The sequence below is a fragment of the Bradyrhizobium sp. AZCC 1588 genome (assembly GCF_036924735.1).
Classification (GTDB): domain Bacteria; phylum Pseudomonadota; class Alphaproteobacteria; order Rhizobiales; family Xanthobacteraceae; genus Bradyrhizobium.
The window spans coordinates 3,218,948-3,243,171 of sequence record NZ_JAZHSC010000001.1; the positions used below are offsets into that span (position 1 = coordinate 3,218,948).

Genomic DNA, 24,224 nt, shown 5'->3' on the forward strand with positions numbered 1-24,224 from the left:
CCGTTTCAATTTAGTTCATGCGAGAGGCGGGTCAATCATGATTGATTTACCATGAGTGTTGCTGCGTCACGTGAGATGCTGCACAGTTCGCTAGCTGTTCTCGCGTCCTTCAGGTCCCGGAAACCATGACATGACATTGACCCGCCGCACCTTTCTGTCGGCGTCCGCAGGCCTGGCGGCGGTTCCGGTTTTGTCTGGTGCGCGTGCCGGGGCCGCGCCCTTGCCGCGGGATGCCGACATCGTGGTGATCGGCGCAGGCGCGGCCGGCATTGCTGCGGCGCGGCGGATCATGGCGGCGAACCGCAGGGTGATCGTGGTGGAGGCGGCGAGCCAGATCGGTGGCCGCTGCCAGACCGACGCTTCGACTTTCGACGTACCGTTCGACCGCGGCGCGCGCTGGATGCACAATCCCGAGACCAATCCGATGATCAAGCTGGCGCGGGCGGCCGGGCTCGAGATCACGAGCGCGCCATCGGGCCAGAAGATCCGCATCGGCCGCCGCAATGCCCGCGCCGGCGAGACCGAAGAGTTTCTGGCGGCGCTGGTACGCGCCAACCGCGCCATCGACGACGCCGCGCGGCGGTTCGATGTTTCCTGTGCTTCCGTGCTGCCGAAGGATCTCGGCGTTTGGGCGGGCACGGCAGAATTTGTGCTGGGCGCCGGCTTCTCCGGCAAGGATCTGAACGACGTCTCGGTCGGCGACAAGTCGCGCGCGCAAGATCGCAACATCGCGATCGGCTGCCGCCAGGGATTGGGCACACTGATCGCAAAACTCGGCGAGCAGGTGCCGGTGGCGCTGTCGACACCCGCCAATCGCGTCGTCTGGAGCAACCGCGACGTAATTGTGGAAACACCTGCCGGAAAGATCGTCGCCCGCGCTGCCGTTGTCACAGTGTCGAGCAACGTGTTGGCGGCTGGCAATATCAAATTCGCGCCCGACATCCCGAAGCGCATGCTCGACGCGGCTTCGAAACTCAGTCTCGGCAGCTACGACCGGATCGCGCTGCAGATGGCGGGCAATCCGCTCGGCCTCGCCCGAGACGACGTCGTCATCGAGCAGAGCAATTCGACCAAGACGGCGCTGATATCAGCCAATATCGGCGGCTCGTCGCTCTGCACCCTCGATGTCGGCGGCTCGTTCGGCCGCGATCTTTCCGCGCAGGGCGAGAAGGCCATGGTGGCGTTTGCGGTGGAATGGCTGACGAAGCTGTACGGCAGCGAAGTGGCCGCCGCGGTGACGAAATCGAGCGCGACGCGCTGGAACGCCGCGCCGTTCACGCTCGGCGCGATGTCGGCAGCCGGTCCTGGCGGGCAGTCGTCACGAAAGGTTCTGACCGATCCGATTGGCTGCATGTATCTCGCCGGCGAGGCGACCCATGAAACGCTGTGGGGAACGATCGACGGCGCCTGGGAAAGCGGCGAACGCGCGGCAGAGGCGGCACTGCGGCGGATCGGTGCGTTGAAGGACCCCGAACCGGAGGCGCGGCCGGCGAAGCAGCGGCGGCGCGCACCGTCCCCGAGCAACTGATGGCCCGTCCCAAAGCACTGATCTCCTGGTCGAGCGGCAAGGATTCCGCCTTTGCGCTGCATGAAGTGATGCGCGCGGGCGAATTCGAGGTGGTCGGCGCGCTGACCACGGTGACCGAGACGTTCGGCCGCGTATCGATCCATGGCGTGCGGCAGGAGATCTTGCAGGCGCAATGCGAAGCCGCCGGCCTGCCGCCGCGGATCGTGCCAATTCCCTATCCCTGTCCGAACGAGATTTATGAAGCGCGGATGGGTGAGGCGGTCGTGCAAGCGGTTGCCGACGGCGTCACGCATATGATCTTCGGCGATCTGTTCCTGGCCGACATCCGCGCCTATCGCGAACAGAAGCTCGCGGGCAGCGGAATCACACCGGTGTTTCCGCTCTGGGAGCGGCCAACGCCGGAACTCGCGCGAGCGATGATTGCAAGCGGGCTGGAAGCCCATATCGCGACCGTCGATCTGAAGAAGCTGCCGGCGGAATTTGCCGGTCGCAAATTCGATGCAACGCTGCTCGCCGATCTGCCGGAGGGCGTCGACCCCTGCGGCGAGAACGGCGAGTTTCACACCTGTGTCGTGGCAGGGCCGATGTTCTCGCGGCAGGTGACGGTGATGACCGGAGAGTGCGTCGCGCGTGATGGTTATGCGTATTGCGACCTGGTGGTGAGTTAGCGCAGGAATTGTAGGGTGGGCAAAGCGACGTGTCTCAACGAGCGAAGGCGGAAGCGTGCCCACCATGACACAAAACGGCGCGTGTGATAGTGGGCACGGCGCAAGTGCGCCTTTGCCCACCCTACGGGTCTGCGTCTATCTCAGCACACCATCCAGAACAGGCAATCCGAAGATCACCGCGGCCGCGATCAGCGCGTAACAGATCGAGCGGAATACGGTTTCGCTGGCCTTGCCGAACAGCGACGCGCCGAACCAGACGCCGATTCCGTAGACAGGGCCGACCACCAGCGCGAATTTGATCGCATCCATCGTGATCAGTCCGGTCGCGGTGTAACTCACGGCGGAGAACAAATCCGAGGCGCCGAAGAACAGCACGATGTTGGCGCGCGCGATCACGGAAGGAATCGGCCGGCCGAGCCAGTAGCCGACGATCGGCGGCCCGCCGGTCTGGGCCAGCCCGCTGCAAAAGCCCGATAGTCCGCCGATGCCGATCGAGACCGCCACGTGGTCCTTGCCGCGGTAACGCCAGCCCGAGAGCAGCAGCAACAGCAGCGCGAACACGAAGACGGAAATGATCCAGCGCGTCGTTACCGGTTCGAGGCGGCTCAGGAAATAGGTGCCGATCGGCACGCCAATCAGGGCGCCCAACACTATGACCGCAGTCGCCTTGCGGTCAGCCTTCTCCCACGCGTTCGGCAGCAGCGGCGCGGCGGCGACGAAATCGATGATCAGGAGCAGCGCGGCCACCAGCCGCGGGTCGGCGAACGAGCTGGCCAGCGGCATGAAGATCAGCGCCGCCCCGAACCCGGAAAAACCCCGCGCCGTTCCCGAGACGAAGGCGACCGCGCAGATCGCAAGGGCGGCGTTGAGGCTGATGTCGGAAGGGATGAGACCGAGAGGGCTCATCGAGAGGGCTCATCCCCGCAACGTGCCGCCGGTCTTCTTCGTCACCTCGGCCACGATCTTCGCCGCTACCGCGTCGATCTCCTGATCCGTCAGCGTCTTCTCGCGCGGCTGGATCGTCACGGCGATCGCGATCGACTTTTGGGCCGGATCGATGCCCTTGCCTTCATAGACGTCGAATACGGCTACGTCCGTGATCAGCTTCCTGTCCGCGCCTTGCGCCGCGCGCACGATGTCGCCGGCCTTGACGGCGCGATCGACGATAAAGGCAAAGTCGCGCGATACCGGCTGGAACGCGGAGAGTTCGAGCAGCGGCTTGGCGCGGGTCGGCTTCTTCTTGGCATCGGGAATGCGGTCGAGGATCACCTCGAACGCGATCATCGGGCCGTCGGCGCCGAGCGCCTCCAGCGTGCGCGGATGCAGCTCGCCGAAATAGCCGAGTACGTTCTGCGGTCCGATCTGGATGGTGCCGGAGCGACCCGGATGCAGCCAACTTGCGCCGCCTGGCACAATCTGCAGCGCCTGCATCGGCGCGCCGGCCGCCGCGAGCACCGCGAACGCATCGGCCTTGGCGTCGAGTGCATCGGTCTGGGCAGAGCCTGACCAATGCCGGCCCATGCCCTTTGTCGACGCAAAGCCGTGGCGCACGCCAGAGGCTGCGACGAACTGGTTCTCGGGCTTGTCGCCTTTAAAGATCTGGCCGACCTCGAACAGCGCGACGTCGGAGCAACCACGGTTGGCATTGGCCTGCGCCGCGGCGACGAGGGCCGGCAAAAGGCTCGGCCGCATGTCCGAGAGATCGGAAGCGATGGGGTTGGCCAGCGCGAGTTCTGCCTGTCCGCCACCGAACATCTCAGCATGCAGCTTGGAGATGAACGACCAGGTCACGGCTTCCACCATGCCGCGCGCGGCGAGGGCGCGCTTGGCACGGCGGGTGCGGGACTGAATCGTGGTCAGCACTGGCTTGCGCGCTTCGTCGCCGCGCTCGAACGCCGTCATCGGTACCTTGTCGACGCCGACGATGCGGACGATTTCCTCGACGATGTCGGCCTTGCCGTCCACATCCGTACGCCAGGAGGGAACGGCGACCTTCACCACCGGGCCGTTGCCGGCGACCATGAAGCCGAGATGGCCGAGGATGCGCCGCATCTCGACCAGCGGCACCTCGATTCCCGCGAGGCGCTTCACCTCGGCGAGCGGGAAGTCGATGATGCGGTCATCGCCGAACGCATTGCCAACGACCACGGTCTCCGACGGCGTGCCGCCGCAGAGTTCCATCACCATTTTGGTCGCAAGCTCGAGCCCCGGCACCATGAAGGCGGGATCGACGCCGCGCTCGAAGCGGTAGCGCGCGTCCGAATTGATGCCGAGCTTGCGCCCGGTCTGCGCGATGTTAATCGCGTTCCACAGCGCCGATTCGATCAGCACGTCTGATGTATTCTCGTCGCAGCCGGAAGTCTCGCCGCCCATGATGCCGGCGAGCGATTCGACGCCGTGCTCATCCGCGATCACGCAGATCGAGGGATCGAGCGTGTAGGTGCGGCCGTCGAGCGCCAGCAGGCTTTCGCCTTCTTTGGCGCGGCGTACGGTGAGATTGCCCGTCACTTTCCTCGCGTCGAACACATGCAGCGGCCGGGCGCGGTCATAGGTCATGAAGTTGGTGATGTCGACTAGCGCATTGATCGGCCGCAAGCCGATCGAGGCCAGGCGCTTCTGCAGCCATTCCGGCGAGGGACCGTTCTTGACGCCGCGCACCAGTCGCAGCGCGAAGCCCGGACACAGCGTCGCATCTTCCACCGTCAGTTTCACCGGGCAGGGGAATTCGCCCTTGACCGGCCTGATGCCGGGATCGATCAGCTTGCCCATATCGGCAGCGGAAAGGTCGCGCGCGATGCCGTGCACGCCGGTGCAGTCCTGCCGGTTCGGCGTGAGGTTGATTTCGAGCACGGGATCGCCGAGGCCTGCCCATTCGGCATAGCCCTTGCCGATCGGGGCGTCGGCCGGCAGCTCCATGATGCCGTCATGGTCTTCGGAAAGCTGCAGCTCCGCCGCCGAGCACAGCATGCCGCGGCTTTCGACGCCCCGGATGGTGCCGACGCCGAGCGTGATGTTCTTGCCCGGGATGAACGTGCCGGGCGGCGAGAACACGCTGACGAGCCCGGCGCGCGCATTCGGCGCGCCGCAGACCACCTGCACCGGCGCAGCACCATTGCCGGTATCGACCATGCAGACCCGCAGACGATCGGCATTGGGATGCTGCTCGGCCGAGATCACCCGCGCGATGGAGAATGGCGCGAGCGCCTTCGCCTTGTCCTCGATGCTCTCGACCTCGAGCCCGATCATGGTGAGCTTGTCGGCAAGCTTTTCCAGCGGCTCGTCGGTGTCGAGATGTTCCTTCAGCCAGGAGAGCGTGAATTTCATTTTACGTTCCTAGAAAACCTCGACCAGCCGGAATCGTTCGCACATCAGCATCATGTCTTCGCGAAACTTGCCCAGCCGTCCGAAATAATTGCGGTGTGCCTGCCGCCAGTAGGCGAGGCTGCGGTCGCCTTCGCCTTCTTCATAGGCAAAGGCGGCATCCACTTCGGGAAAGCGGCGGTAAGTGACTTCGATCGTCTCAATCACGCAGCGCGGCGCGCGGCGCCCGTCGAGCACGATCCATTGCTCGCCCGGCGTCGACGTGTTCGGCTCGTCCTCAGTAGAGCAGGTCGCAGTCTTCGCGCCCTTGATCACGAGGTCGAGCAACTCGTCGGCAAGCTCCGGCCCATCGCCGAACGCGAAGGAGCGCAAACCCTGATATTTCGCAGGGACTGAAATCACGTGCTCAACCCCCCCGCGAGCGTCGGGACGTCGAGCGGCTTGAAGCCGTAATGCGACAGCCAGCGCACGTCGTTCTCGAACAATTGCCGGAGATCGGACATGCCGTATTTCAGCATCGCGATGCGGTCGATGCCCATGCCCCAGGCAAAGCCCTGATAGACATCAGGGTCGATGCCGCAGGCGCGCAGCACGTTCGGATGCACCATGCCGCAGCCAAGAATCTCCAGCCAGTCCTCGCCTTCGCCGAAACGAATCTCGCCCTTGTCGCGCCGGCACTGGATGTCGACCTCGAGCGAGGGTTCGGTGAACGGGAAGAACGACGGGCGGAACCGCATGTTGATATGGTCGACCTCGAAGAACGCCTTGCAGAACTCGTGCAAAATCCATTTGAGGTGGCCGAGATGCGAGCCCTTGTCGATGACGAGGCCCTCGACCTGGTGGAATTGCGGCGTATGGGTCGCGTCCGAATCGATGCGATAGGTGCGGCCCGGGCAAACCACGCGGATCGGCGGCTTCTGCGACAACATCGTGCGCACCTGCACCGGCGAGGTGTGGGTCCGCAGCAGCATGCGCGAACCGTCTTCCTTCGGATTGAAGAAGAAGGTGTCATGCATCTCCCGCGCCGGATGGCCCTCGGGAAAGTTCAGTTTCGTGAAATTGTAGTCGTCGGTCTCGATATCAGGACCTTCGGCGATCGCAAATCCCATGTCGGCGAAGATGGTGTTGACCTCCTCGAAGACCTGGCTCAGCGGATGGATGCGGCCCTGTTCGGCCGGACTTTCCCGCAGCGGTAGCGTGACGTCGATGGTCTCCGATGCCAGACGTGCATCGAGCGCTGCCGATTTCAGGATGTCGCGCCGTGCGGAGAGCGCCTGTGTAACCTTGTCCTTGGCAAGGTTGATCGCGGCGCCTTGCGTCTTGCGCTCGTCCGGCGACATCTTGCCAAGGGTGGCGAGCAGCGCGGAGATCGAGCCCTTCTTGCCGAGCGCTGCGACGCGCACGGATTCGAGCGCGGCTTCGTCGCCGGCGGCGGCGATCTGGCTGAGAATTTGGGATTCGAGTTGAGCTAGGTCGGACATGGCGACGGTACCTTTGGGCAACGCGCGCTCGCAGTCCAAACGGGACCCTCACCATCCGCGACTTGTCCGCCGAAGCTCAACGAGCGAAGGCGGAAGGCGGATGATCCAGTAACCCCCGGAGTCAAAATGTCGGTCGGTGGTTTACTGGATGCCCCGCCCCAGTGCGCAATGCGCACAAGGCGGGTCATGACACCGGAATTGCAAGAACGCCGCAGCGATTGCGAATTAGGCCGCCAGCGCGGCCTTGGCCTTCTCGGCAATCGCCTGGAACGCCGCCGGCTCGTTGATGGCGAGATCCGACAGCACCTTGCGATCCACCGTGATGCCCGACTTCGAGAGGCCGTTGATAAAGACGCTGTAGGTCATGCCATACGGGCGCACGGCGGCATTGAGACGCTGGATCCAGAGTGCGCGGAAGGTGCGCTTCTTGCGCTTGCGGTCGCGAAACGCATATTGCCCGGCCTTCTCGACCGCGGCCTTGGCGGCGCGGATGGTGTTCTTGCGGCGGCCGTAAAAACCCTTGGCTGCCTTGTAGACTTTCTTGTGCTTGGCGTGAGCGGTCACACCGCGTTTGACGCGAGACATGACTGGTATCCTTGATCAGAATAAGATGACGGGATCGCCGCGCGGGCGCGGCTCGGCTGCAATGACGTGAACGCGATCAGGCGTTCGGCAAGAAGTACTTCTTGACGTTGTCGCCGTCGGTCTTGAACAGCACGCGGGTGCCGCGGAGCTGACGAATCTGCTTCTTCGTCCGCTTGATCATGCCGTGGCGCTTGCCGCGCTGGGCGTGCATCACTTTGCCGGTGGCAGTCACCTTGAAGCGCTTTTTAGCGCCTGACTTGGTCTTCAGCTTGGGCATTTGGCTCTCCTGTGGCCGCAGAAAAACGCGCCCGAGGGGCGCTTTTGCGGCTTAAAATGCTCGTTAGAGCGTTGAAAGTGCTCAGGTTTTTCCCAAAAAGCGAGACAACCCGCACGGACATCGACACGGCAGCCCTTGATCAGCCGGGCGATGAAGGTCGGGCTTATGGCAGAGGAAACGCCAAATGGCAACGATGAACCGCGGGGGGCGGTGCCGTTACCAACGCCGTGATGTCATCAATCACCTTGGTGCGGAGCAGGAAGAATGACCCGATTTCAGCGATCGATTGCCTGTTTTAACGCGTTTCCCGGCCTGCGCTCCCTGCGCTGGCTTCCCGTACTCGCAGCGCTTGCCGCGGCCACGCCTGGTGGTGCCGATGCGGCCACCAGAAGGGCCGCAGGTGTCTATGACGGCACCTGGAACGTGATCTTCGCGACGACGCGGGGCAATTGCAGTTCCGGATACAGCGTCCCGTTTACTGTCGCCGGTAACCGCGTGTCATCGGCCGGCGGTGGCCGGGTTTCCGGTTCGGTCAATCGCACCGGCGCGGTTGCGGTCAAGGTTTCCGTCGGCGCCTCCAAGGCCAGCGGCGGCGGCCGCCTCGTCGGCATCAGTGGGGCGGGCGCGTGGAGCGGCATCATCACCGGTGACCGCTGTAGCGGCACCTGGCAGGCCACGCGGACCTAGATCCAGCTCGTGTCCCGGACGCGATGCAGCGCGGAGCGGTGCATCGCAGAGCCGGGACCGCGGGCCACATGGACCCCGGATCAGCAGCGCACCACGCCGCAAGTGCGGCGCGCTGCGCAGCATCCGGGGAACGCAATCGGCACCAACAAAAACGGCCCGCCGGGTCATCCGACGGGCCGCTTTCGATTCTACTAACTCAACTTAGCGCGGCGCCAGCACCATCACGACCTGGCGTCCCTCGAATCTGGCGTCCTGCTCGACCTTGGCGAACTCGGCGACGTCGGCCTTCACCTTGTCCAGAAGCTTGGTGCCGATTTCCTGGTGCGCCATTTCGCGGCCACGGTAGCGCAAGGTGATCTTGACCTTGTCGCCTTCCTCGAAGAACCGCTGCATGGCGCGCATTTTCACGTCGTAATCGTGATCGTCGATCATCGGCCGCAGCTTGATCTCCTTGATCTCGACGATCTTCTGCTTCTTGCGCGCCTCGGCGGCTTTCTTCTGTGCCGAATACTTGAACTTCCCGTAGTCCATGATCTTACAGACGGGAGGATTGTTGTTCGGCGAAATCTCGACAAGATCCATGCCCGCCTCGAGCGCCATCTTGATGGCGACCACGGTCTCGACCGTTCCGTGGTTGGTGCCGTTCTGATCGATCAGCTGGATCTGCGCGTTGCGGATATCATCATTGGTGCGCGGCCCGTCTTTGGTTGCAGCGGGCGGGGCTCTGTTGGGACGGCGAATGGGTAACTCTCCAAAGTTGTGAAAGAAGGGCCGCAGTTTGAAGCAATACGCTCAAGACAGCAAGCGAACTCGCGGTCTGCGCCCGAAAACCGTCAAATGCGAGGCATTTCGGTCACGTCCGGCAAATATAGCGCGGCGGCCTGATCCGCAAGCGCCGGGCGGTGTCGTGCTTGACCGACAGAGCGCGCTCGCGGACAAAGCGGCAGGGCGAGAGTGACGATCCAATGACTGATTCAGCGACAAATTCAGCGCCAATCGACCAGGAACCGACCTTTATCGAGGTGGGAGAGGCCGACGCCCGCCGCCGGATCGCGGTGCGCGCCCGCGCCGGCAGCGGGCCCGGGCTATTCTGGCTCGGTGGCTTCAATTCCGACATGCGGGGCACCAAGGCGCTCGCGCTGGACGCCTGGGCCGCGGAACACGGCCGGGCCTGTATTAGATTTGATTATTCCGGCCATGGCGAATCGGGCGGCGCTTTCGTCGATGGCACCATCGGACGCTGGCTGGAAGAGAGCGTTGCGGTATTCGAGCAGTTCTGCCGGGGCCCGCAGGTCGTGATCGGTTCATCGATGGGCGGCTGGCTGGCGCTCCTGCTGGCGCGCGCCATCGCCGAGCGTGAGGCGGCGCAGGCGAACCTCGCCGGACTGGTGCTGATCGCGCCGGCGCCTGATTTCACCGAGCAATTGATGTGGAACAGTTTTTCCGACGAGGTTCGCGAGGAGATCAGGACCAAGGGCGTGTGGATGCGGCCGTCGGAGTATGGCGACGGCGCACCCTATCCGATCACGCGCGCACTGATCGAGGAGGGCCGCAACCATCTCCTGCTCGGTAGCGCCATCGAGGTCGGATGTCCCGTGCGTATCCTGCAGGGCGCGCAGGATCCCGACGTGCCCTGGCAGCACGCTTTCGCGCTGGCGCACCGGTTGCCGGCTGAGGACGTGGTGCTGACCATGATCCAGGACGGCGACCACCGTCTGTCCCGCCCGCAGGACATCGCGCGGATCATCGCTGCGGTGGCGGAGATGGGGTGATCTTTTTCCCTTCTCCCCTTGTGGGAGAAGGTGCCTTGCCGAAGGCAAGGCGGATGAGGGGTTTGTCTCCGCGGAGAGAACCCCTCACCCGTTTCGAATGAGCTTCGCTCATTCGATCCACCCTCTCCCACAAGGGGAGAGGGAAGAAAAAATAACGTGCAGGGAGACAACGCCATGAACACATCCACCATGCTCCGCGCCTTCTGTGACGCCGTCGAGCAGCGCAACGGCAAGGCTTTCTCGGAACTGTTCACCGAGGACGGCGTCTATCACGACGTGTTCTACGGTGCGTTCGAGGGCCGGGCCAAAATCGCTGACCTGATCGACGACTGGTTCTATCGCACCGCGACCGATTTTCGCTGGGACATGCATGATCCCGTCACCGACGGCCACACGCTCTATGCGCGCTATACATTCAGCTATCGCTCGACGCTGCCGGAGGCTGAGGGTGCGCGGGCGATGTTCGAGGGCGTCGCGATCATGCGGCTGCGCGACGGCAAGATCATGGAATATCACGAGGTCGCCAACACCGCGCCAGCCTTCGTCGACCTCAAATTCGCGCCGGAGCGGATTGCGAAGATCGTGGCCAAGCAGGGCGCGGCGCTGAAGGCTCGACCGGAGATGAAGCGGCATTTGGCGGAGTGACAGCGGAGGCTAGGAAGCTTGCAGCCATTCCTGCCGAACGCTTTCATCGGCTTCACTCTTCGAAGCCCTCGCAGCCAGCGCGTCGAATCTCTCTCGCTCGACCAATTGCGACAGCGCCCAGACCGCCGCGCCACGCACGAGCGGGCTTGCATCGTCAAGCAATCGCTCTGCTTCAATCGCCAGCGCCGCATCCCCGGCATTGCCGATCGCGATCAGCACGTTGCGGACAAAACGGTCGCGGCCGATGCGCTTGACCGGCGATTTCGAAAACAGCGCGCGAAATGCGGCGTCGTCGAGCCGCGCCAACTCTCCTAGCGAAGGCGCGCGCAATTCCGCGCGTGCAGCAAGTTTGGTTTCGCGGCCTTTTTGCGCGAATTTGTTCCACGGGCACACGGCGAGGCAATCGTCGCAGCCATAGATGCGGTTGCCGATGCTTTTGCGGAATTCACGCGGGATCGGGCCCTTGTTCTCGATCGTCAGGTAGGAAATGCAGCGCCGTGCATCGAGCTTGTAAGGTGCGGGGAACGCCGCAGTCGGGCAGATCTCCTGGCAGGCGTTGCAGGTGCCGCAATGATCGGTGTCGGCGGTGTCGCGCGGCAGTTCGGCGGCGGTGAATATCGCGCCGAGAAACAGCCATGAGCCGAACTCGCGCGAGACCAGATTGGTGTGCTTGCCTTGCCAGCCTAGTCCCGCCGCCTGCGCCAGCGGCTTTTCCATCACCGCTGCAGTATCGATGAACACTTTCACGTCCTCGCCCGATGCCGCGACCAGCCACCGCGCCAGCGTCTTCAGGCGCTTCTTGATCACGTCGTGATAGTCGTCGCCCTGGGCATAGGCAGAGATTGCGCCGCGTGTGCGCTTTTCGAGAAGCGCGAGCGGATTGTCATCGGGTCCGTAATTGAAGCCGAGCATGATGATCGAGCGCACACCCGGCCACAGCACGCGCGGATCCATCCGCCGTTCGGGTTGTGCCGCGAGCCAGTCCATGTCGCCATGCGCGCCGGCATCGAGGAACTCGCGGAAATATTTTCCGGCATTGCCGAGCGCGCCGGGATCGGTGACGCCGATGCAATCGAAACCGAGTGTCGCGGCTTCGCGCACGAGCGCGGACTTTAGATCGCTGGCGGGGAGCTTGACGGCCTTGTTCAGAAGTCGAGGTCCACGTAGGTGCGTGACGCCGGCACGCCCGCCAGCCACTCGCTCAAGAGCGGGCGGAACGACGGGCGGGATTTCACCCGCGCGTACCACATCTTTGCCGCTTCGTCCTCGCTCCATGGGACATCGCCCAGATAATCGATCGCCGAAAGGTGCGCCGCGGCGGCGAGATCCGCGTAGCTCAGCCGGTCGCCGGCGAGGAAGTTCCGCGTCTGCGCCAGCCAGCCGATATAGGCCAGATGATAGCGCACATTGGCCTTGGCTGCGCGGATCACGTCGGCCGCCGGCGCGCCGCCGCCATTCTCCTCACTCATGAAACGCTTATAGATGCGCTCGGTTACCAGCGGGTTCGAGGCCTCCTCGAAGAATTTTTCGTTGAACCACGCCATCAGCCGGCGCACCTCGACGCGCTCCGCCATCGAGGCCGGCAACAGCCGCCGCTCGCCGGCCTCCAGGCCGTGCGTCTCGTCGAGATATTCGGCGATGACGCCTGCGCCGGGAATCGGCGGAAAGCCGTCAGCCATCAACACCGGCGTGGTGCCCGCGGGATTGAGCACGAGAAACCCTTCACGCCGCTCCCAGGCTCGCTCTTCCACCAGGCGCAGGTCGAGGCCGTGTTCGCCCAGCACCAGGCGAATGAAGCGCGAATGCGGACAGAACGGATGATGATAGAGCGTGTACATGAAATCCTTGAACAATTCGCGGCGACGCTCAAGGAACCCGAGCGGTCAAGCCGCGTCATGCGAATCGCGACACTAGCCAAGCAGACGCAAGAGGCAACTGTCTTTGGCGTTTTTTTGCGATTGCGGCATCGGGATGAATAGGCGAGAAGGACGCGGTTTTTCCAGTCAAAACGGACCCCCATCATGATGTCGGATGTAGTGAAGGCGGTGATTCTCGGCATCATCGAGGGCGTCACGGAATTCCTGCCGGTTTCATCGACCGGCCATATGCTGGTCGCGCAACGATTCTTCGGGCTCGGCGAGGGCGCGTTCTGGCAGAGCTTTGTCGTGCTGATTCAGCTCGGCGCGATCCTCGCGATCGTCATGCTTTATTTCGTCAAATTGTGGCGCGTCGCGCTCGGCATGTTCAGCAACCCCGACGACCAGCGCTTCGTGATCGGCGTATTGCTGGCGTTTCTGCCTGCGGTGGTCATCGGCCTGGTTGCCGGCAAGTACATCAAGGAGTTTCTCTTCAATCCGTGGGTGGTGTGCTTCACCCTGATCGTCGGCGGCGCAATTCTGTTGTGGGTCGATCAACTCTATCTCAAGCCGACACAGCACGACGCCACGCGCTATCCGCTGCTGATGTATCTGTGGATCGGCATCGCGCAGTGCGTCGCGATGATTCCCGGCGTGTCGCGCTCCGGCGCCAGCATCGTGGCGGCGATGCTGCTCGGCGGTGACAAGCGATCGGCCGCGGAGTTTTCGTTCTTTCTCGCGATCCCGACCATGATCGGCGCGTTCGCCTATGATTTCTACAAGAACCGCGCCGAGATGACGACCGACCACATCGGCATCATCGCGGTCGGCTTCGTGGTCTCGTTCATCACCGCGGCGATCGTGGTGAAGACGTTCCTCACCTATGTCACCCGCCACGGATTCACGTTCTTTGCGTGGTGGCGCGTCGTCATCGGCACGCTCGGCCTGATCGCGCTGGCGCTGGGGAAGTAGGCTCTCTCCGTCGTCCCCGCGAACGCGGGGACCCATAACCACAAATCTCGATTGTTGAAATGCGCTGGAGCTCCAGGTGTAGGGTGGGCAAAGCGAAGCGTGCCCACCATCACGAGCGCGGTATTGAATGGTGGGCACGGCGCAAGAGCGCCTTTGCCCACCCTACGAAGATTACGCGCTCTTCCTTTGAAACTGCCCGGCGGCGCGGAAGCGCCAGAGATATTGCGGGGCGATCGCTTCCATCGCTTCCGGCGTAATGCCGAGCCCCTGCAGCGTCAGGCCAGCCGCCTTCGCTTCGTCCGACACGACATTGTCGACTTGCAGCATCGCCACCTGGTCCGGCGTCAGCTTCAACGGACCCGGCGCGAATTGCAGGAACTGCGACTTTAGCTTCGCCAGTCCCCACGGCAGCGAAACCAGCATGCGCTTGCGGTCGGTGATCTTGAGGATGATTTCCATGATCTCGCGCATGGTCAGCACGTCAGGCCCGCCGAGCTCGTAGGTCGCGCCCGGCTTGGTCTTGCCCTCGGCGGCATCGGCGACCGCGTTGGCGACGTCGGCGACATAGGCCGGCTGCACCCGCGTCTCGCCGCCGGCGATCAGCGGCAGGAACGGCGATATCCGGGCGAGCGACGCAAAGCGGTTGGTGAATTGATCCTCGGGCCCGAACAGCAGCGACGGCCGCAGGATCGTGGCCGATGGCGCTGCCGCCAGCACGGCCTTCTCGCCTAAAGCCTTGGAGCGGAAGTAGGCCGACGGCGAATTCTCGTCGGCGCCGATCGCCGATACATGCACCATCTGCGCGCCGATGGCGGCGGCGGCCTTGGCGATGGTTTCGGCGCCTTTGGTCTGCACCGCGTCGAAGGTCTGCGCGCCGCTCTCGGCCAGGGTGCCGACCAGGTTGACCACGGTTTCGGAACCGCGCATCACCGCCTCCACCGAAGCCGGGTAGCGCAGATTGGCCTGCACGGGGTGGATCTGGCCGACGCGGCCGAGCGGTTGCAGGTGCCCCGCCAGTTCGGGCCGCCGCACCGCTACCCGAATCCGATAGCCGCGCTTGGCCAGCGCCCGGACCACGTTTCGTCCCAGAAAGCCCGATCCGCCAAACACCGTGATGAGCGTTTCCAGGTTCGCTGCCGCGTGCGATGTCATCGGGGTCAATTCCTGCCGGTCAAATTCGAAGATATCGGTGGGATTTAGCGGATTCGCGATACGCCAACACGGCTCCGCTGTACAGCGGATTTCGGATGGCATTGAAGCGATTTGACAAGCGCGTGACTGATCCTTACTAACCCGCCCGGGCCCAGGTGGCGGAATTGGTAGACGCGCTGGCTTCAGGTGCCAGTGGCTTCACGGCCGTGAAGGTTCGAGTCCTTTCCTGGGCACCACTGCCCATGCCCAAGTACCACCCATGCCCAAATCATGTTGAGCGGCTGGCGAGGCGTTGGCCGGACGCGCCCGACCATGGGCCATAGCCCCCTAGTTGATCCCCCACCCGACCGGTTGCCAGCGAGCCGGCTTCCATGGCTAAATGGAACTGTACGTTTGTTTTTTAAGACAAGGGATTCAGAGCCGCCACCATTGCACAGTTCGCCACCTGCTCCCTTGAGCAAAGGCCAACGCCATGCACGTCGATGTTATTTCGAGTCTCGACAAATTGCTCCGCTTCAAGAGCAACTGGGAAGCTGTTTATCAGGCTGACCCCCAAGCGCAGCTTTACATGTCCTTTTCCTGGATGGCAGGCTGGTTCGAACGGCTCGGGTCTCAATGGATCGTCCTCGCAGCAAAGGCGGACCCTGGCTCGCCGGATTACGTCGGCTTCTTTCCGCTGCAACTGCGCACCGTTAGAAACAAAGAAGGGAAATTCCAGAATCAACTGAGAACCGGCGGCGGGTATTTTGCCGGCTACAATGGATTCCTTTGCGATCCCCGGCACGAGGCCGAGCTAATGCGTGCGTTTGCCGAGCACACCAAGCGGCGAAACTGGACCGTGTTTTTCCTGGACAACATCCTGGCTTCGCCGGATCGTCTTGCGCTTTTTTTGAATGAATTTTCGCCGACCGAGTTTGTGATCGAGAAACTGCAGCGCCCCGATGACGGCGACGGCATCGACCATGACATTTACGTCTACGTGAACCTGCCGGCCGATTGGGATGCATTTCTCCATCAAACCTTGAGCGCGAGCACGCGCAGGAACGTTCGGGCGGCCTTCCGGCAGGTCGAAAACGGCGGTGAATACGGGATCACGCGCCCGACTGCCGATACGATCGACGAGGACATCGAGGCGCTTCTGAAATTCTGGGAGAATCAGTGGGCGGCCAAACTGGCGGCGCGATACAATCCAGGACTGCCTTACGGCATGATGAATAATTTCCGCAACATGCTGAAGTGCTGTTTCGCAGACGATGCGCTTCTGATGCCCATCCTCTGGCGAGGGGAAGCGCGGGTCGGGCTCCAGGCCAGCCTCATCGACCGGAAGAACGGCACATTGATCAGCCTGTTGAACGGTCGCGATCTCAGCGTCAAGCGTCCCCCGCCCGGCTTTGTTCTTCATCTTGAATGCATCCGATGGGGAATCGAGAACGGCTTCACCGTGTACGATCTCCAGACCGGAAATTTTGCCTACAAGTATGATTTTGGCGGGCTGGAACGCAGGATCGAATGCATGCGCGTGGCCACGCTTGATCAGCAGAACCTTCGCGGTCAACTGGATCCGCTGAGCCTGCCTGTGGTTTTCGCGCGTGCGCAGGGGCTCAAGACGGCAGGCGCTCTCTACGACGCCCAGCAAGCTTGCCGCCAGATCCTGGCGGTCGACCCGCGCCACGCCGATGCAGCAGAGCTGCTGAAAGAGCTTGAGGCCGAACAGCAGCGCAGAGTGCCGGCCGGTCTGCACGAGGCCAAAGCATTCCATCAACGCGGGCAAACGTCCGAGGCGGAGAATGCGTATCGCGCGATTCTGAAGGCTGACCCGAACCACGTCGAAGCTGCATATCTCTTGGGCGTGGTTTTCCTGCAGCAGCGCAAATTCGAATCGGCAGAGCGGCAGATTAGCCGGGCCATTGGCCTACAGCCCAATATTGCCGCGGCTCACTATAATCGCGGCCTCGCCTTGAAGTACCTGAACCGACGGGAGGAAGCGCTCGCCAGCTTCAACTCGGCCATCAGGCTCAAGCCCGACTATGATCTCGCCATCACGCAACGGAACAATATTGTCCAGGACAGCCAGGGCCGCCATTGAAGCGAGCAGACCTTGGCCTCGGTTCCCTCAAACGAGATTCAGTAACTGGGTTTGTAAAATACATCAACAAAAACAATAAGTTGACCAATGTGCCGCAGTCTGGGCGAGCGTATAATTTGCCGCTGGAGAATACCCACGACAGAGACCGTCAGGTTGCCGCGCAAGCTGTCCAAAGAGCGGAAGCCGGCCCTGCCTACGGGCAGCGGGCAATACGTCGCCATGCACAAAGCGGGCGATGGCCTGACTGGCGGACAAAATCACGGCGAACTCCGTAATTCCCGTCCTATAAGCCATGCCCAGCCGCTCGCCACCCGCGGCTCCGGGCGCTAGTGTTCCCGTCGAATCGACTAAAGACGCGAGGCTTCCCTTCATGACAATCCGCCTGCATCGTGGCGACCTGCCCGATCTGTCCCGCTACAAGGATTCGGTGGCGATTGATACCGAGACTATGGGGCTCAATCCGCACCGTGACCGGCTCTGCGTGGTGCAGATGTCGAACGGCGATGGCAGCGCTGATGTCATCCAGATCCCGAAGGGCCACACCGACGCGCCGAACCTGAAGGCGCTGCTCGCCAATCCGGCGATCACGAAGATCTTCCACTTCGCCCGCTTCGATGTCGCCGTGCTCTACAACACCTTCGGCGTGATGCCGCAGCCGGTCTATTGCACCAAGATCGCCTCGCGGCTGAGCCGCACCTATACCGACCGCCACGGCCTGAAGGACCTGGTGCGCGAAGTCCTCAACATCGATCTGTCGAAGCAGCAGCAGTCGAGCGACTGGGGATCAGCGAGTTTGAGCGAGGCGCAGCTCGCTTATGCCGCCTCGGACGTGCTGCATCTGCATAGCCTTCGCGAACGGCTCGATGCCATGCTGGCCCGCGAGGGGCGTACGGCGATGGCACAGGCCTGTTTCGACTTCCTGCCGACCCGGGCAAAACTCGATCTCGGCGGATGGGAGGCCGAGGACATCTTCGCGCATTCGTGATGCGTGCCCCGGATGCTGCGCAGCGCCATAAGCGCGTTTACGCGCGTCTTCGAAGCGCTATGGTGATGCGCTGCTGAGCCGGGCCCTGTTTCCGTACGTCGGGCGCTGGGTCCCGGCTCTGCGGAGCAGCGTGAAGCCGGACGATGCTTCGCATCGCCTAGGCTGCACCGCGTCCGGGACACGGTCAAATAATCCGCCTCCGCCCCGTTTCGGTCACACTCATCGCGAGTGTCCGGGCTGCATAATCCCGCGATTGCGGGTAGGATGACGCTCTCTTGGGCGTCCTTGGAGCCGCGGTGAACTCGATACAGAACCCAGCCTTTGCCACCGGAATGGAGGCCCGCTTCGCTGCGGCCGCCCGTCACAGCCGGATGGTGCGGGTGCTGCGGGTCGCGGTTCCGGCAGCCGTGCTGCTGGCCATGGCCGGTATCGTCGCGGTCTCGATTTTCAACCCGTTCCGCATCACGGGGTTGGCAAAGCTGCCGGTCGACATGGGCAATCTCGTGGTGTCAGGCACCAAGATCACCATGGAAACGCCGCACCTTGCCGGCTTCTCCACCGACCAGCGCCCATACGATTTGTGGGCCAAGGCGGCGATCCAGGATCTGGCCAACCCCGATCACGTCGAACTCCAGACGCTGCGGGCCAAGGTCATGATGGAGGACAAGAGCACGGTGACGATGGATGCCCGCACGGGATTTTTCGACAGCAAGCAGCAGATGCTCGACCTGCGCAAGGATATCTTCCTGCAATCCTCCACCGGCTATGAGGCGAAACTGTCGCAGGCCTATGTCGACATCAACAAGGGCACGGTGACGTCGGACGAGCATGTCGACGTCAAATTGCTGAACGGTACGCTCACCGCCGACCGGCTCAGGATCATCAACAGCGGCGAGATCGTGCGCTTCGAAGGCAATGTCGTGATGAATCTGATCATGGAAAGCCCTCCGGCACCTGCTCCTGAGCCTGAGCCGCAGCCAGCGCCGAAGACGCGGTCCATCAGCGGGAAGTCCGCCAACACGAAATGATATCTATGATGCAGTTGTTCTCGCGCAGGTTTGCGGCGGCAGCGCTTGTGCTCGCGTTGACCGCCTCCGATGACGCCTTCGCGCAAGGCGCCATGTCGGGCGTGCCGAATGCGATGCAGGGCTTTTCGCAAAACCGCGATCAGCCGATTCAGATCGAGGCGGCGTCGCTCGAAATGCGCGACAAGAAAAAGGAGGCGACCTTTTCCGGAAACGTGAAGGTCGTGCAGGGCGATACCACCATGACCTCGAAGTCGCTGGTGGTGTTTTACGACTCCGGTCCGGCATCGGACGCGCCGCCCGCTGCACCCAAGGGATCGAAATCCGCGTCGATGCAGTCCGCGAGCCCCGGGCCTGGCGGCAGCTCGTCTATCCGCCGGCTCGAAGCCAAGGGCTCCGTCGTGGTCACGCAGAAGGACCAGGTCGTGACCGGCGAGACTGCGATTTTCGACACGCGGGCCAACCTCATCACCATGGTGGGCGGGGTCGTGCTCACCCAGTGCAAGAACGTACTCAAGGGCGATCGGCTCAAGGTCGACATGACGACCGGTGTATCACGCGTCGAATCCGACAGCGGCAAGGTGCAGGGCATGTTCATCCAGGGAGAGAATTGCGGGTCGGGATCGGGCGGGTCGAAGCCCGCTCCGGTCCAGATACCCTCGCTGATCCCTGGTAAAAAATAAGCCAGATCAGCGCCTTAAAGATTATTTGGGGCGGTCACGGTTGAAGCCGGTAGCGCGAGCCTGTATCTACTGGGCAGGGCGCACGGCGGGGTGTTTCGCTGGGCAGGGACATCCATTCATTCATGGTTCGCTAGCGAAGCGATTCGCCGGCGGGCGCGTCGCGGAATCACCGTGAAAGGCTTAAGCGAAGCGGGATGGTGGATTTATTCGGCATGTTCCGTCGACGCCCCGCGAAACGCGGCCCTGTGGGCTTTGCGCGTTCGCGCGAGGACATTACCGCGCTCGGCGATTCCTTCGGCGACATGCTGGCGAGCCCGGTGCGCGATGCGCCGCCAATGGCGCGTTCGGCTTCGCTGCCCGGGCTGCAATTGCCGAAGCCCGAGCCCCACGTCGAACCCCGCGAGGAGAGAGCGCGTTCACGGGCACAGGCGCCTCGCACCAAGCCCAATGGCGGCGAAGCGCCCCGCCTGATCAAGCGGCCCGGCTTTCTCGCTGTGCACAGCGTGGAAAAAAGTTTTGGCACGCGGCAAGTGGTGCGCGGCGTCAGCATCTATGTTCGCCGCGGCGAGGCGGTCGGCCTGCTCGGCCCGAACGGCGCCGGCAAGACCACCGTGTTCTACATGATCACCGGACTGATCAAGGCGGATCGCGGCGCCATCGAACTCGACGGTCACGACGTGACGCAACTGCCGATGTATCAGCGCGCGCGGCTCGGCATCGGCTACCTGCCGCAGGAAGCCTCGATCTTTCGCGGCCTCACCGTCGAACAGAATATTCGCGCCGTGCTCGAAGTCGTCGAGCCCAACCGCAAGAAGCGGGAGGCCGAGCTCAATTCGCTGCTCGACGAATTCAACATCACGCGCTTGCGTAAATCGCCATCGATCGCGCTCTCCGGCGGCGAGCGCCGCCGCGTCGAAATTGCGCGCGCGCTGGCGACGCGCCCGAACTACATGCTGCTCGACGAGCCCTTTGCCGGCATCGATCCGATCGCGGTCGGCGACATTCAGGACCTGGTCCGCCACCTCACCAACCGCGGCATCGGCGTCCTGATCACCGACCACAATGTGCGTGAAACGCTCGGCCTCACCGACCGCGCCTATATCGTCTATGCCGGACAGATCCTGACCGAGGGCAGTCCGGAAGAGATCGTCAACGATCCGGATGTACGCCGTCTTTACCTTGGCGAGGAATTCCGACTATAGCGCGCGACCCGCCAGAGTATCGGCGGTTCGGTCATAAGGTATTGCACTCAACCAGGATTTTCTGGCGCGCCCGGGAGCGGCTCGGCTTCCCGCGGTCGCTGATCGCGCCATAGCCCAATTTTCGCGTTCGTCAAGGCGTGTACAAGGGCGTTGGACTAATATAAGCAAGAATCGGACCAACTTTGGTGGATCGGTTCTTGGCCTCATGGCGCTGACGCAGAGATTAGAGTTCCGGCAGTCGCAGTCGCTGGTGATGACGCCGCAATTGATGCAGGCGATCAAGCTGCTGCAACTGTCGAATCTCGACCTCTCGGCTTTCGTCGAGGAGGAATTGGAGCGCAATCCGCTGCTGGACCGGGCCAGCGACGGCCCCGAACCGCCGGTTGCAGGCGAGCCGGTATCCGAGCGCGCCGAATTCTCCGATTCCGGCAGCTATGGCGAGGATGGCGGCGGCGATGCCTCCGATATGGGCACCGGCCCAGGGAGCGAGACATTCGAGCCCAGCCAGGAGGACTGGCTGAACCGCGACCTCGGCAGCCGAACCGAGATCGAGCAGACGCTCGACACCCCGCTCGACAACGTCTTTTCCGAAGAGCCCGCCGAAGCCGCCGCGCGCGCCGCACAGGACGCGGCGCCGACCGCCTACACCGAGTGGGGCGGGGGTGCCTCCAATGACGACGAATACAATCTGGAAGCCTTCGTCGCCGCCGAGGTGACGCTATCCGGCCACCTCGCCGAACAGCTCGCGGTCGCCTTCAGTGCGCCGGCGCAGCGCATGATCGGGCAGTACCTGATCGATCTGGTAGACGACGCCGGCTATCTGCCGCCGGATCTGGGGCAGGCCGCCGAGCGCCTGGGCGCCTCGCAGGCGGACGTCGACGCCGTGCTCGCGGTGCTGCAGACGTTCGATCCACCCGGCGTCTGCGCGCGGAACCTGAGCGAATGCCTCGCGATCCAGCTCCGCGAACTCAACCGCTACGACCCGGCCATGCAGGCGCTGGTGGAAAATCTCGACCTGCTGGCGCGGCGCGACATTGCGTCGTTACGCAAACTGTGTGGCGTCGACGACGAAGACATCACCGACATGATCGGCGAGATCCGGCGTCTCGATCCGAAGCCCGGCCTCAAGTTCGGCTCGGCGCGCACGCAGACCATGGTGCCCGACGTCTATGTGCGGCCCGGCCCGGACGGCGGATGGCATGTCGAACTCAACAGCGACACCTTGCCGCGCGTGCTGGTCAATCAGGTCTATTACACCGAGCTGTCGAAGACGATCCGCAAGGACGGCGACAAATCCTATTTCAGCGACTGCCTGCAGAACGCGACCTGGCTGGTGCGCGCGCTCGATCAGCGCGCCCGCACCATCCTGAAGGTCGCCACCGAAATCGTCCGCCAGCAGGACGGGTTCTTCACCCATGGCGTCGCGCACCTGCGACCGCTGAATTTGAAAGCGGTGGCGGACGCGATCCAGATGCATGAATCCACGGTGTCGCGGGTCACCGCCAACAAATACATGGCGACCAATCGCGGCAGTTTTGAGCTGAAATATTTCTTTACCGCCTCGATCGCTTCGGCCGATGGCGGCGAGGCGCATTCGGCGGAAGCGGTCCGCCACCACATCAAGCAATTGATCGATGCGGAAGCGCCGAGTGCGATCCTCTCCGACGATACCATCGTGGAACGATTGCGCGAATCGGGCATTGATATTGCCCGCCGCACGGTCGCGAAGTACCGCGAAGCCATGCGCATTCCTTCTTCGGTCCAGCGCCGCCGCGACAAACAGAGCATGCTCGGTAACGCCCTTTCCGCTCCCGCCACTTCCTCCGACCGGTCCCGCGATGCGGCGCCGGCCTGATTGCGTTCGCGTCAGATCGCGATAGTGTCAGGTCCCCGACAGAGCGCGGCCCGGAAAGCGACACCGGTTTTCCGAATGGGCCATGCTCCGGCAACACCAGAGTAGTCGAGGCATCAAGCGAGGCATCAAATGACCCTTCGAATCTCCGGGAAAAGCATCAGTGTCGGCGAGGCGCTTCGTTCGCGCGTCAGCGAGCGCACCGATGAGGTCTTGAGAAAATATTTCGACGGCAATTATTCCGGCCACATCACGCTGAGCAAGGATGGCTTCGGCTTCCGCACCGATTGCGCGCTGCATCTGGACTCCGGGATTACGCTGGAGGCCGATTCCAATGCTCCCGATGCCTATGCCAGCGCCGACCAGGCGCTCTTGATGATCGAGAAGCGCCTGCGCCGCTACAAGAGCCGGCTGAAGGACCGCTCGGCCCGCAAGGCCTATGCGGCTTCCGCGGCGCTGGCCGAGATCAATACCCCGGTGCTCGATGCGCCGAGCTATGTGATCGAGGCGCCGGCGGGAGGCGAGGAGGAGGTCACATCCTATAGCCCCGTTATCATCGCGGAGGCGACCACGTCGCTGAAGCGGCTTTCGGTCAGCGAGGCGGTCATGGAACTCGATCTGACGGGGGCCGCCTGTATCGTGTTTCAGCACGGGTCCAGCGGCCGGGTGAACATCATTTACCGCCGGCCGGACGGCAATGTCGGCTGGATCGATCCTCCCTCGGTTACCCCCTGAGATCTATGCCCGATGGCATTGACGCCCCCATTGGCCCTCCCTATGGTCCGCCGCTCTTTAAGCAGGGGGTGCAGGAACTGGCCCTTCGGGAGTTGGCACCGCGCGTGCGTTGGAGTAGAAGCCGTGCAAATCGGGACCCGGGTTTAACCCCGCCTCCCGTCTCATCTTCTTGACGCCCCGGTTCTAGAACCTATCCTCGCAACCTGTCGGTTTAATTCACCTCGGAACGCCCCATGACGATTACCGATCTGGTCGCACCCGAGGCGATTCTCCCCGCTTTGAAGGTCATCAGCAAGAAGCAGGCGCTGCAGGAGCTGGCCGCGCGCGCTTCCGCCCTGACCGGCCAGAACGAGCGCTCGGTGTTCGAGGTACTGTTGCAGCGGGAGAAACTGGGCACCACCGCGGTGGGCTATGGCGTCGCCATTCCGCACGGCAAACTGCCGAAACTGGAAAAGCTGTTCGGGCTGTTCGCCCGGCTGGAACGCCCGATCGATTTCGAGGCGATGGACGGCCAGCCGGTCGACCTGATCTTCCTGCTGCTGGCCCCGGAAGGCGCCGGCGCCGATCATTTGAAGGCGCTGGCGCGGATTGCGCGCCTGTTGCGCGACCAGGACGTCGCCAAGAAGCTCCGGGCCTCCCGCGACGCCCAGGCGATCTATTCGGTACTGGCGTTGCCGCCGGCGAGCGCGGCGTAATTCCGTCAAACGGAATC

At 63.1% G+C, this 24,224-nt stretch carries 24 protein-coding genes and 1 tRNA gene; 15 read left to right on the top strand and 10 right to left on the bottom strand.

Annotated features, from left to right (window positions below):
• Positions 1–130: 130 nt before the first annotated feature.
• Positions 131–1,528 carry a flavin monoamine oxidase family protein gene (locus tag V1277_RS15035; RefSeq protein ID WP_334416992.1) on the top strand — a complete coding sequence of 466 codons (1,398 nt, stop codon included), beginning with the start codon at positions 131–133 and terminating at the stop codon, positions 1,526–1,528.
• Positions 1,528–2,196 (top strand): ATP-binding protein, encoded by a 669-nt coding sequence (locus V1277_RS15040; RefSeq protein WP_334416994.1) that lies wholly within the window; start codon positions 1,528–1,530, stop codon positions 2,194–2,196. Before V1277_RS15035 ends, V1277_RS15040 begins: the two co-directional genes overlap by 1 nt.
• A gap of 135 nt (positions 2,197–2,331) precedes the next feature.
• Here V1277_RS15040 and V1277_RS15045 read toward each other — a convergent pair whose 3' ends face one another.
• The 6 genes from V1277_RS15045 to rpmI all read right to left on the bottom strand — a co-directional run bounded on the left by V1277_RS15045 (position 2,332) and on the right by rpmI (position 7,860).
• The gene (locus tag V1277_RS15045; RefSeq protein ID WP_334416996.1) at positions 2,332–3,102 is read right to left on the bottom strand and encodes a sulfite exporter TauE/SafE family protein; all 771 of its coding nucleotides are present in this window, start codon (positions 3,100–3,102) and stop codon (positions 2,332–2,334) included.
• 9 nt (positions 3,103–3,111) lie between these two features.
• Complete coding sequence (pheT, locus tag V1277_RS15050; RefSeq protein ID WP_334416998.1) at positions 3,112–5,520, bottom strand: phenylalanine--tRNA ligase subunit beta; 2,409 nt, start codon at positions 5,518–5,520, stop codon at positions 3,112–3,114.
• 9 nt (positions 5,521–5,529) lie between these two features.
• Positions 5,530–5,919: an ASCH domain-containing protein gene (locus V1277_RS15055; RefSeq protein ID WP_442894488.1), complete on the bottom strand. Its 390-nt coding sequence runs from the start codon at positions 5,917–5,919 to the stop codon at positions 5,530–5,532.
• Positions 5,916–6,998: a phenylalanine--tRNA ligase subunit alpha gene (gene pheS, locus V1277_RS15060; RefSeq protein ID WP_334417000.1), complete on the bottom strand. Its 1,083-nt coding sequence runs from the start codon at positions 6,996–6,998 to the stop codon at positions 5,916–5,918. The genes V1277_RS15055 and pheS overlap by 4 nt, the downstream gene beginning before the upstream one ends.
• Positions 6,999–7,223: 225 nt before the next feature.
• Positions 7,224–7,583, bottom strand: a complete 360-nt coding sequence (rplT, locus tag V1277_RS15065) for a 50S ribosomal protein L20 (RefSeq protein ID WP_028347928.1) — start codon at positions 7,581–7,583, stop codon at positions 7,224–7,226.
• A 76-nt stretch (positions 7,584–7,659) separates the two neighbouring features.
• Positions 7,660–7,860 carry a 50S ribosomal protein L35 gene (gene rpmI, locus V1277_RS15070; protein WP_008539890.1) on the bottom strand — a complete coding sequence of 67 codons (201 nt, stop codon included), beginning with the start codon at positions 7,858–7,860 and terminating at the stop codon, positions 7,660–7,662.
• Between the two features lie 264 nt (positions 7,861–8,124).
• Between rpmI and V1277_RS15075 the strand changes: the two genes are divergently transcribed.
• Positions 8,125–8,547, top strand: coding sequence for a hypothetical protein (locus tag V1277_RS15075; protein ID WP_334417002.1), 423 nt, complete (start codon positions 8,125–8,127; stop codon positions 8,545–8,547).
• A 201-nt stretch (positions 8,548–8,748) separates the two neighbouring features.
• Here the strand turns inward: V1277_RS15075 and infC are convergent, their stop codons facing one another.
• Positions 8,749–9,288, bottom strand: coding sequence for a translation initiation factor IF-3 (gene infC, locus V1277_RS15080; RefSeq protein ID WP_028347926.1), 540 nt, complete (start codon positions 9,286–9,288; stop codon positions 8,749–8,751).
• Between the two features lie 224 nt (positions 9,289–9,512).
• Between infC and V1277_RS15085 the strand changes: the two genes are divergently transcribed.
• On the top strand, positions 9,513–10,319 hold the full coding sequence (locus V1277_RS15085; protein WP_334417004.1) for an alpha/beta hydrolase: 807 nt from the start codon (positions 9,513–9,515) through the stop codon (positions 10,317–10,319).
• 174 nt (positions 10,320–10,493) lie between these two features.
• Positions 10,494–10,964, top strand: coding sequence for a nuclear transport factor 2 family protein (locus V1277_RS15090; RefSeq protein ID WP_334417006.1), 471 nt, complete (start codon positions 10,494–10,496; stop codon positions 10,962–10,964).
• Positions 10,965–10,973: 9 nt separating this feature from the next.
• Here V1277_RS15090 and queG read toward each other — a convergent pair whose 3' ends face one another.
• Together queG and V1277_RS15100 are read right to left on the bottom strand one after the other, a co-directional pair.
• Entirely contained in the window at positions 10,974–12,161 is a 1,188-nt protein-coding gene (gene queG, locus V1277_RS15095; protein ID WP_334417008.1) for a tRNA epoxyqueuosine(34) reductase QueG, read from the bottom strand.
• The gene (locus V1277_RS15100) at positions 12,110–12,802 is read right to left on the bottom strand and encodes a glutathione S-transferase family protein (RefSeq protein WP_028347923.1); all 693 of its coding nucleotides are present in this window, start codon (positions 12,800–12,802) and stop codon (positions 12,110–12,112) included. The genes queG and V1277_RS15100 overlap by 52 nt, the downstream gene beginning before the upstream one ends.
• Before the next feature lie 183 nt (positions 12,803–12,985).
• Here V1277_RS15100 and V1277_RS15105 point away from each other — a divergent pair, with 183 nt between their 5' ends.
• On the top strand, positions 12,986–13,792 hold the full coding sequence (locus V1277_RS15105; RefSeq protein WP_334417010.1) for an undecaprenyl-diphosphate phosphatase: 807 nt from the start codon (positions 12,986–12,988) through the stop codon (positions 13,790–13,792).
• 171 nt (positions 13,793–13,963) lie between these two features.
• Here V1277_RS15105 and V1277_RS15110 read toward each other — a convergent pair whose 3' ends face one another.
• Complete coding sequence (locus tag V1277_RS15110; RefSeq protein WP_334417012.1) at positions 13,964–14,944, bottom strand: complex I NDUFA9 subunit family protein; 981 nt, start codon at positions 14,942–14,944, stop codon at positions 13,964–13,966.
• A gap of 149 nt (positions 14,945–15,093) precedes the next feature.
• Here V1277_RS15110 and V1277_RS15115 point away from each other — a divergent pair.
• The 9 genes from V1277_RS15115 to ptsN all read left to right on the top strand — a co-directional run bounded on the left by V1277_RS15115 (position 15,094) and on the right by ptsN (position 24,207).
• Positions 15,094–15,180: transfer RNA gene (locus V1277_RS15115), tRNA-Leu, on the top strand.
• Between the two features lie 236 nt (positions 15,181–15,416).
• Positions 15,417–17,030, top strand: a complete 1,614-nt coding sequence (locus tag V1277_RS15120) for a GNAT family N-acetyltransferase (RefSeq protein ID WP_334417014.1) — start codon at positions 15,417–15,419, stop codon at positions 17,028–17,030.
• A gap of 370 nt (positions 17,031–17,400) precedes the next feature.
• The gene (locus V1277_RS15125; protein WP_334371566.1) at positions 17,401–18,015 is read left to right on the top strand and encodes a ribonuclease D; all 615 of its coding nucleotides are present in this window, start codon (positions 17,401–17,403) and stop codon (positions 18,013–18,015) included.
• A gap of 296 nt (positions 18,016–18,311) precedes the next feature.
• A complete protein-coding gene (gene lptC, locus V1277_RS15130; RefSeq protein WP_334417016.1) occupies positions 18,312–19,043 on the top strand; it encodes an LPS export ABC transporter periplasmic protein LptC in 732 nt (243 codons plus the stop codon).
• Positions 19,040–19,723, top strand: a complete 684-nt coding sequence (locus V1277_RS15135) for an LptA/OstA family protein (protein ID WP_334417018.1) — start codon at positions 19,040–19,042, stop codon at positions 19,721–19,723. The genes lptC and V1277_RS15135 overlap by 4 nt, the downstream gene beginning before the upstream one ends.
• A gap of 194 nt (positions 19,724–19,917) precedes the next feature.
• Entirely contained in the window at positions 19,918–20,925 is a 1,008-nt protein-coding gene (lptB, locus tag V1277_RS15140) for an LPS export ABC transporter ATP-binding protein (RefSeq protein ID WP_334417020.1), read from the top strand.
• 205 nt (positions 20,926–21,130) lie between these two features.
• On the top strand, positions 21,131–22,780 hold the full coding sequence (gene rpoN, locus V1277_RS15145; RefSeq protein ID WP_334417021.1) for an RNA polymerase factor sigma-54: 1,650 nt from the start codon (positions 21,131–21,133) through the stop codon (positions 22,778–22,780).
• A gap of 129 nt (positions 22,781–22,909) precedes the next feature.
• A complete protein-coding gene (gene hpf, locus V1277_RS15150; RefSeq protein ID WP_334371556.1) occupies positions 22,910–23,512 on the top strand; it encodes a ribosome hibernation-promoting factor, HPF/YfiA family in 603 nt (200 codons plus the stop codon).
• 233 nt (positions 23,513–23,745) lie between these two features.
• Positions 23,746–24,207, top strand: coding sequence for a PTS IIA-like nitrogen regulatory protein PtsN (gene ptsN / locus V1277_RS15155; RefSeq protein WP_028347914.1), 462 nt, complete (start codon positions 23,746–23,748; stop codon positions 24,205–24,207).
• Positions 24,208–24,224: the final 17 nt, after the last annotated feature.

Excerpts from the sequence above, each read along its gene's own strand:
- V1277_RS15035 (WP_334416992.1), top strand. The coding sequence starts at position 131 with ATGACATTGACCCGCCGCACCTTTCTGTCGGCGTCCGCAGGCCTGGCG.
- V1277_RS15040 (WP_334416994.1), top strand. The coding sequence starts at position 1,528 with ATGGCCCGTCCCAAAGCACTGATCTCCTGGTCGAGCGGCAAGGATTCC.
- V1277_RS15045 (WP_334416996.1), bottom strand. The coding sequence starts at position 3,102 with ATGAGCCCTCTCGGTCTCATCCCTTCCGACATCAGCCTCAACGCCGCC.
- pheT (WP_334416998.1), bottom strand. The coding sequence starts at position 5,520 with ATGAAATTCACGCTCTCCTGGCTGAAGGAACATCTCGACACCGACGAG.
- pheS (WP_334417000.1), bottom strand. The coding sequence starts at position 6,998 with ATGTCCGACCTAGCTCAACTCGAATCCCAAATTCTCAGCCAGATCGCC.
- rplT (WP_028347928.1), bottom strand. The coding sequence starts at position 7,583 with ATGTCTCGCGTCAAACGCGGTGTGACCGCTCACGCCAAGCACAAGAAA.
- rpmI (WP_008539890.1), bottom strand. The coding sequence starts at position 7,860 with ATGCCCAAGCTGAAGACCAAGTCAGGCGCTAAAAAGCGCTTCAAGGTG.
- V1277_RS15075 (WP_334417002.1), top strand. The coding sequence starts at position 8,125 with ATGACCCGATTTCAGCGATCGATTGCCTGTTTTAACGCGTTTCCCGGC.
- V1277_RS15085 (WP_334417004.1), top strand. The coding sequence starts at position 9,513 with ATGACTGATTCAGCGACAAATTCAGCGCCAATCGACCAGGAACCGACC.
- V1277_RS15090 (WP_334417006.1), top strand. The coding sequence starts at position 10,494 with ATGAACACATCCACCATGCTCCGCGCCTTCTGTGACGCCGTCGAGCAG.
- V1277_RS15100 (WP_028347923.1), bottom strand. The coding sequence starts at position 12,802 with ATGTACACGCTCTATCATCATCCGTTCTGTCCGCATTCGCGCTTCATT.
- V1277_RS15105 (WP_334417010.1), top strand. The coding sequence starts at position 12,986 with ATGATGTCGGATGTAGTGAAGGCGGTGATTCTCGGCATCATCGAGGGC.
- V1277_RS15110 (WP_334417012.1), bottom strand. The coding sequence starts at position 14,944 with ATGACATCGCACGCGGCAGCGAACCTGGAAACGCTCATCACGGTGTTT.
- V1277_RS15120 (WP_334417014.1), top strand. The coding sequence starts at position 15,417 with ATGCACGTCGATGTTATTTCGAGTCTCGACAAATTGCTCCGCTTCAAG.
- V1277_RS15125 (WP_334371566.1), top strand. The coding sequence starts at position 17,401 with ATGACAATCCGCCTGCATCGTGGCGACCTGCCCGATCTGTCCCGCTAC.
- V1277_RS15135 (WP_334417018.1), top strand. The coding sequence starts at position 19,040 with ATGATATCTATGATGCAGTTGTTCTCGCGCAGGTTTGCGGCGGCAGCG.
- lptB (WP_334417020.1), top strand. The coding sequence starts at position 19,918 with ATGGTGGATTTATTCGGCATGTTCCGTCGACGCCCCGCGAAACGCGGC.
- rpoN (WP_334417021.1), top strand. The coding sequence starts at position 21,131 with ATGGCGCTGACGCAGAGATTAGAGTTCCGGCAGTCGCAGTCGCTGGTG.
- hpf (WP_334371556.1), top strand. The coding sequence starts at position 22,910 with ATGACCCTTCGAATCTCCGGGAAAAGCATCAGTGTCGGCGAGGCGCTT.
- ptsN (WP_028347914.1), top strand. The coding sequence starts at position 23,746 with ATGACGATTACCGATCTGGTCGCACCCGAGGCGATTCTCCCCGCTTTG.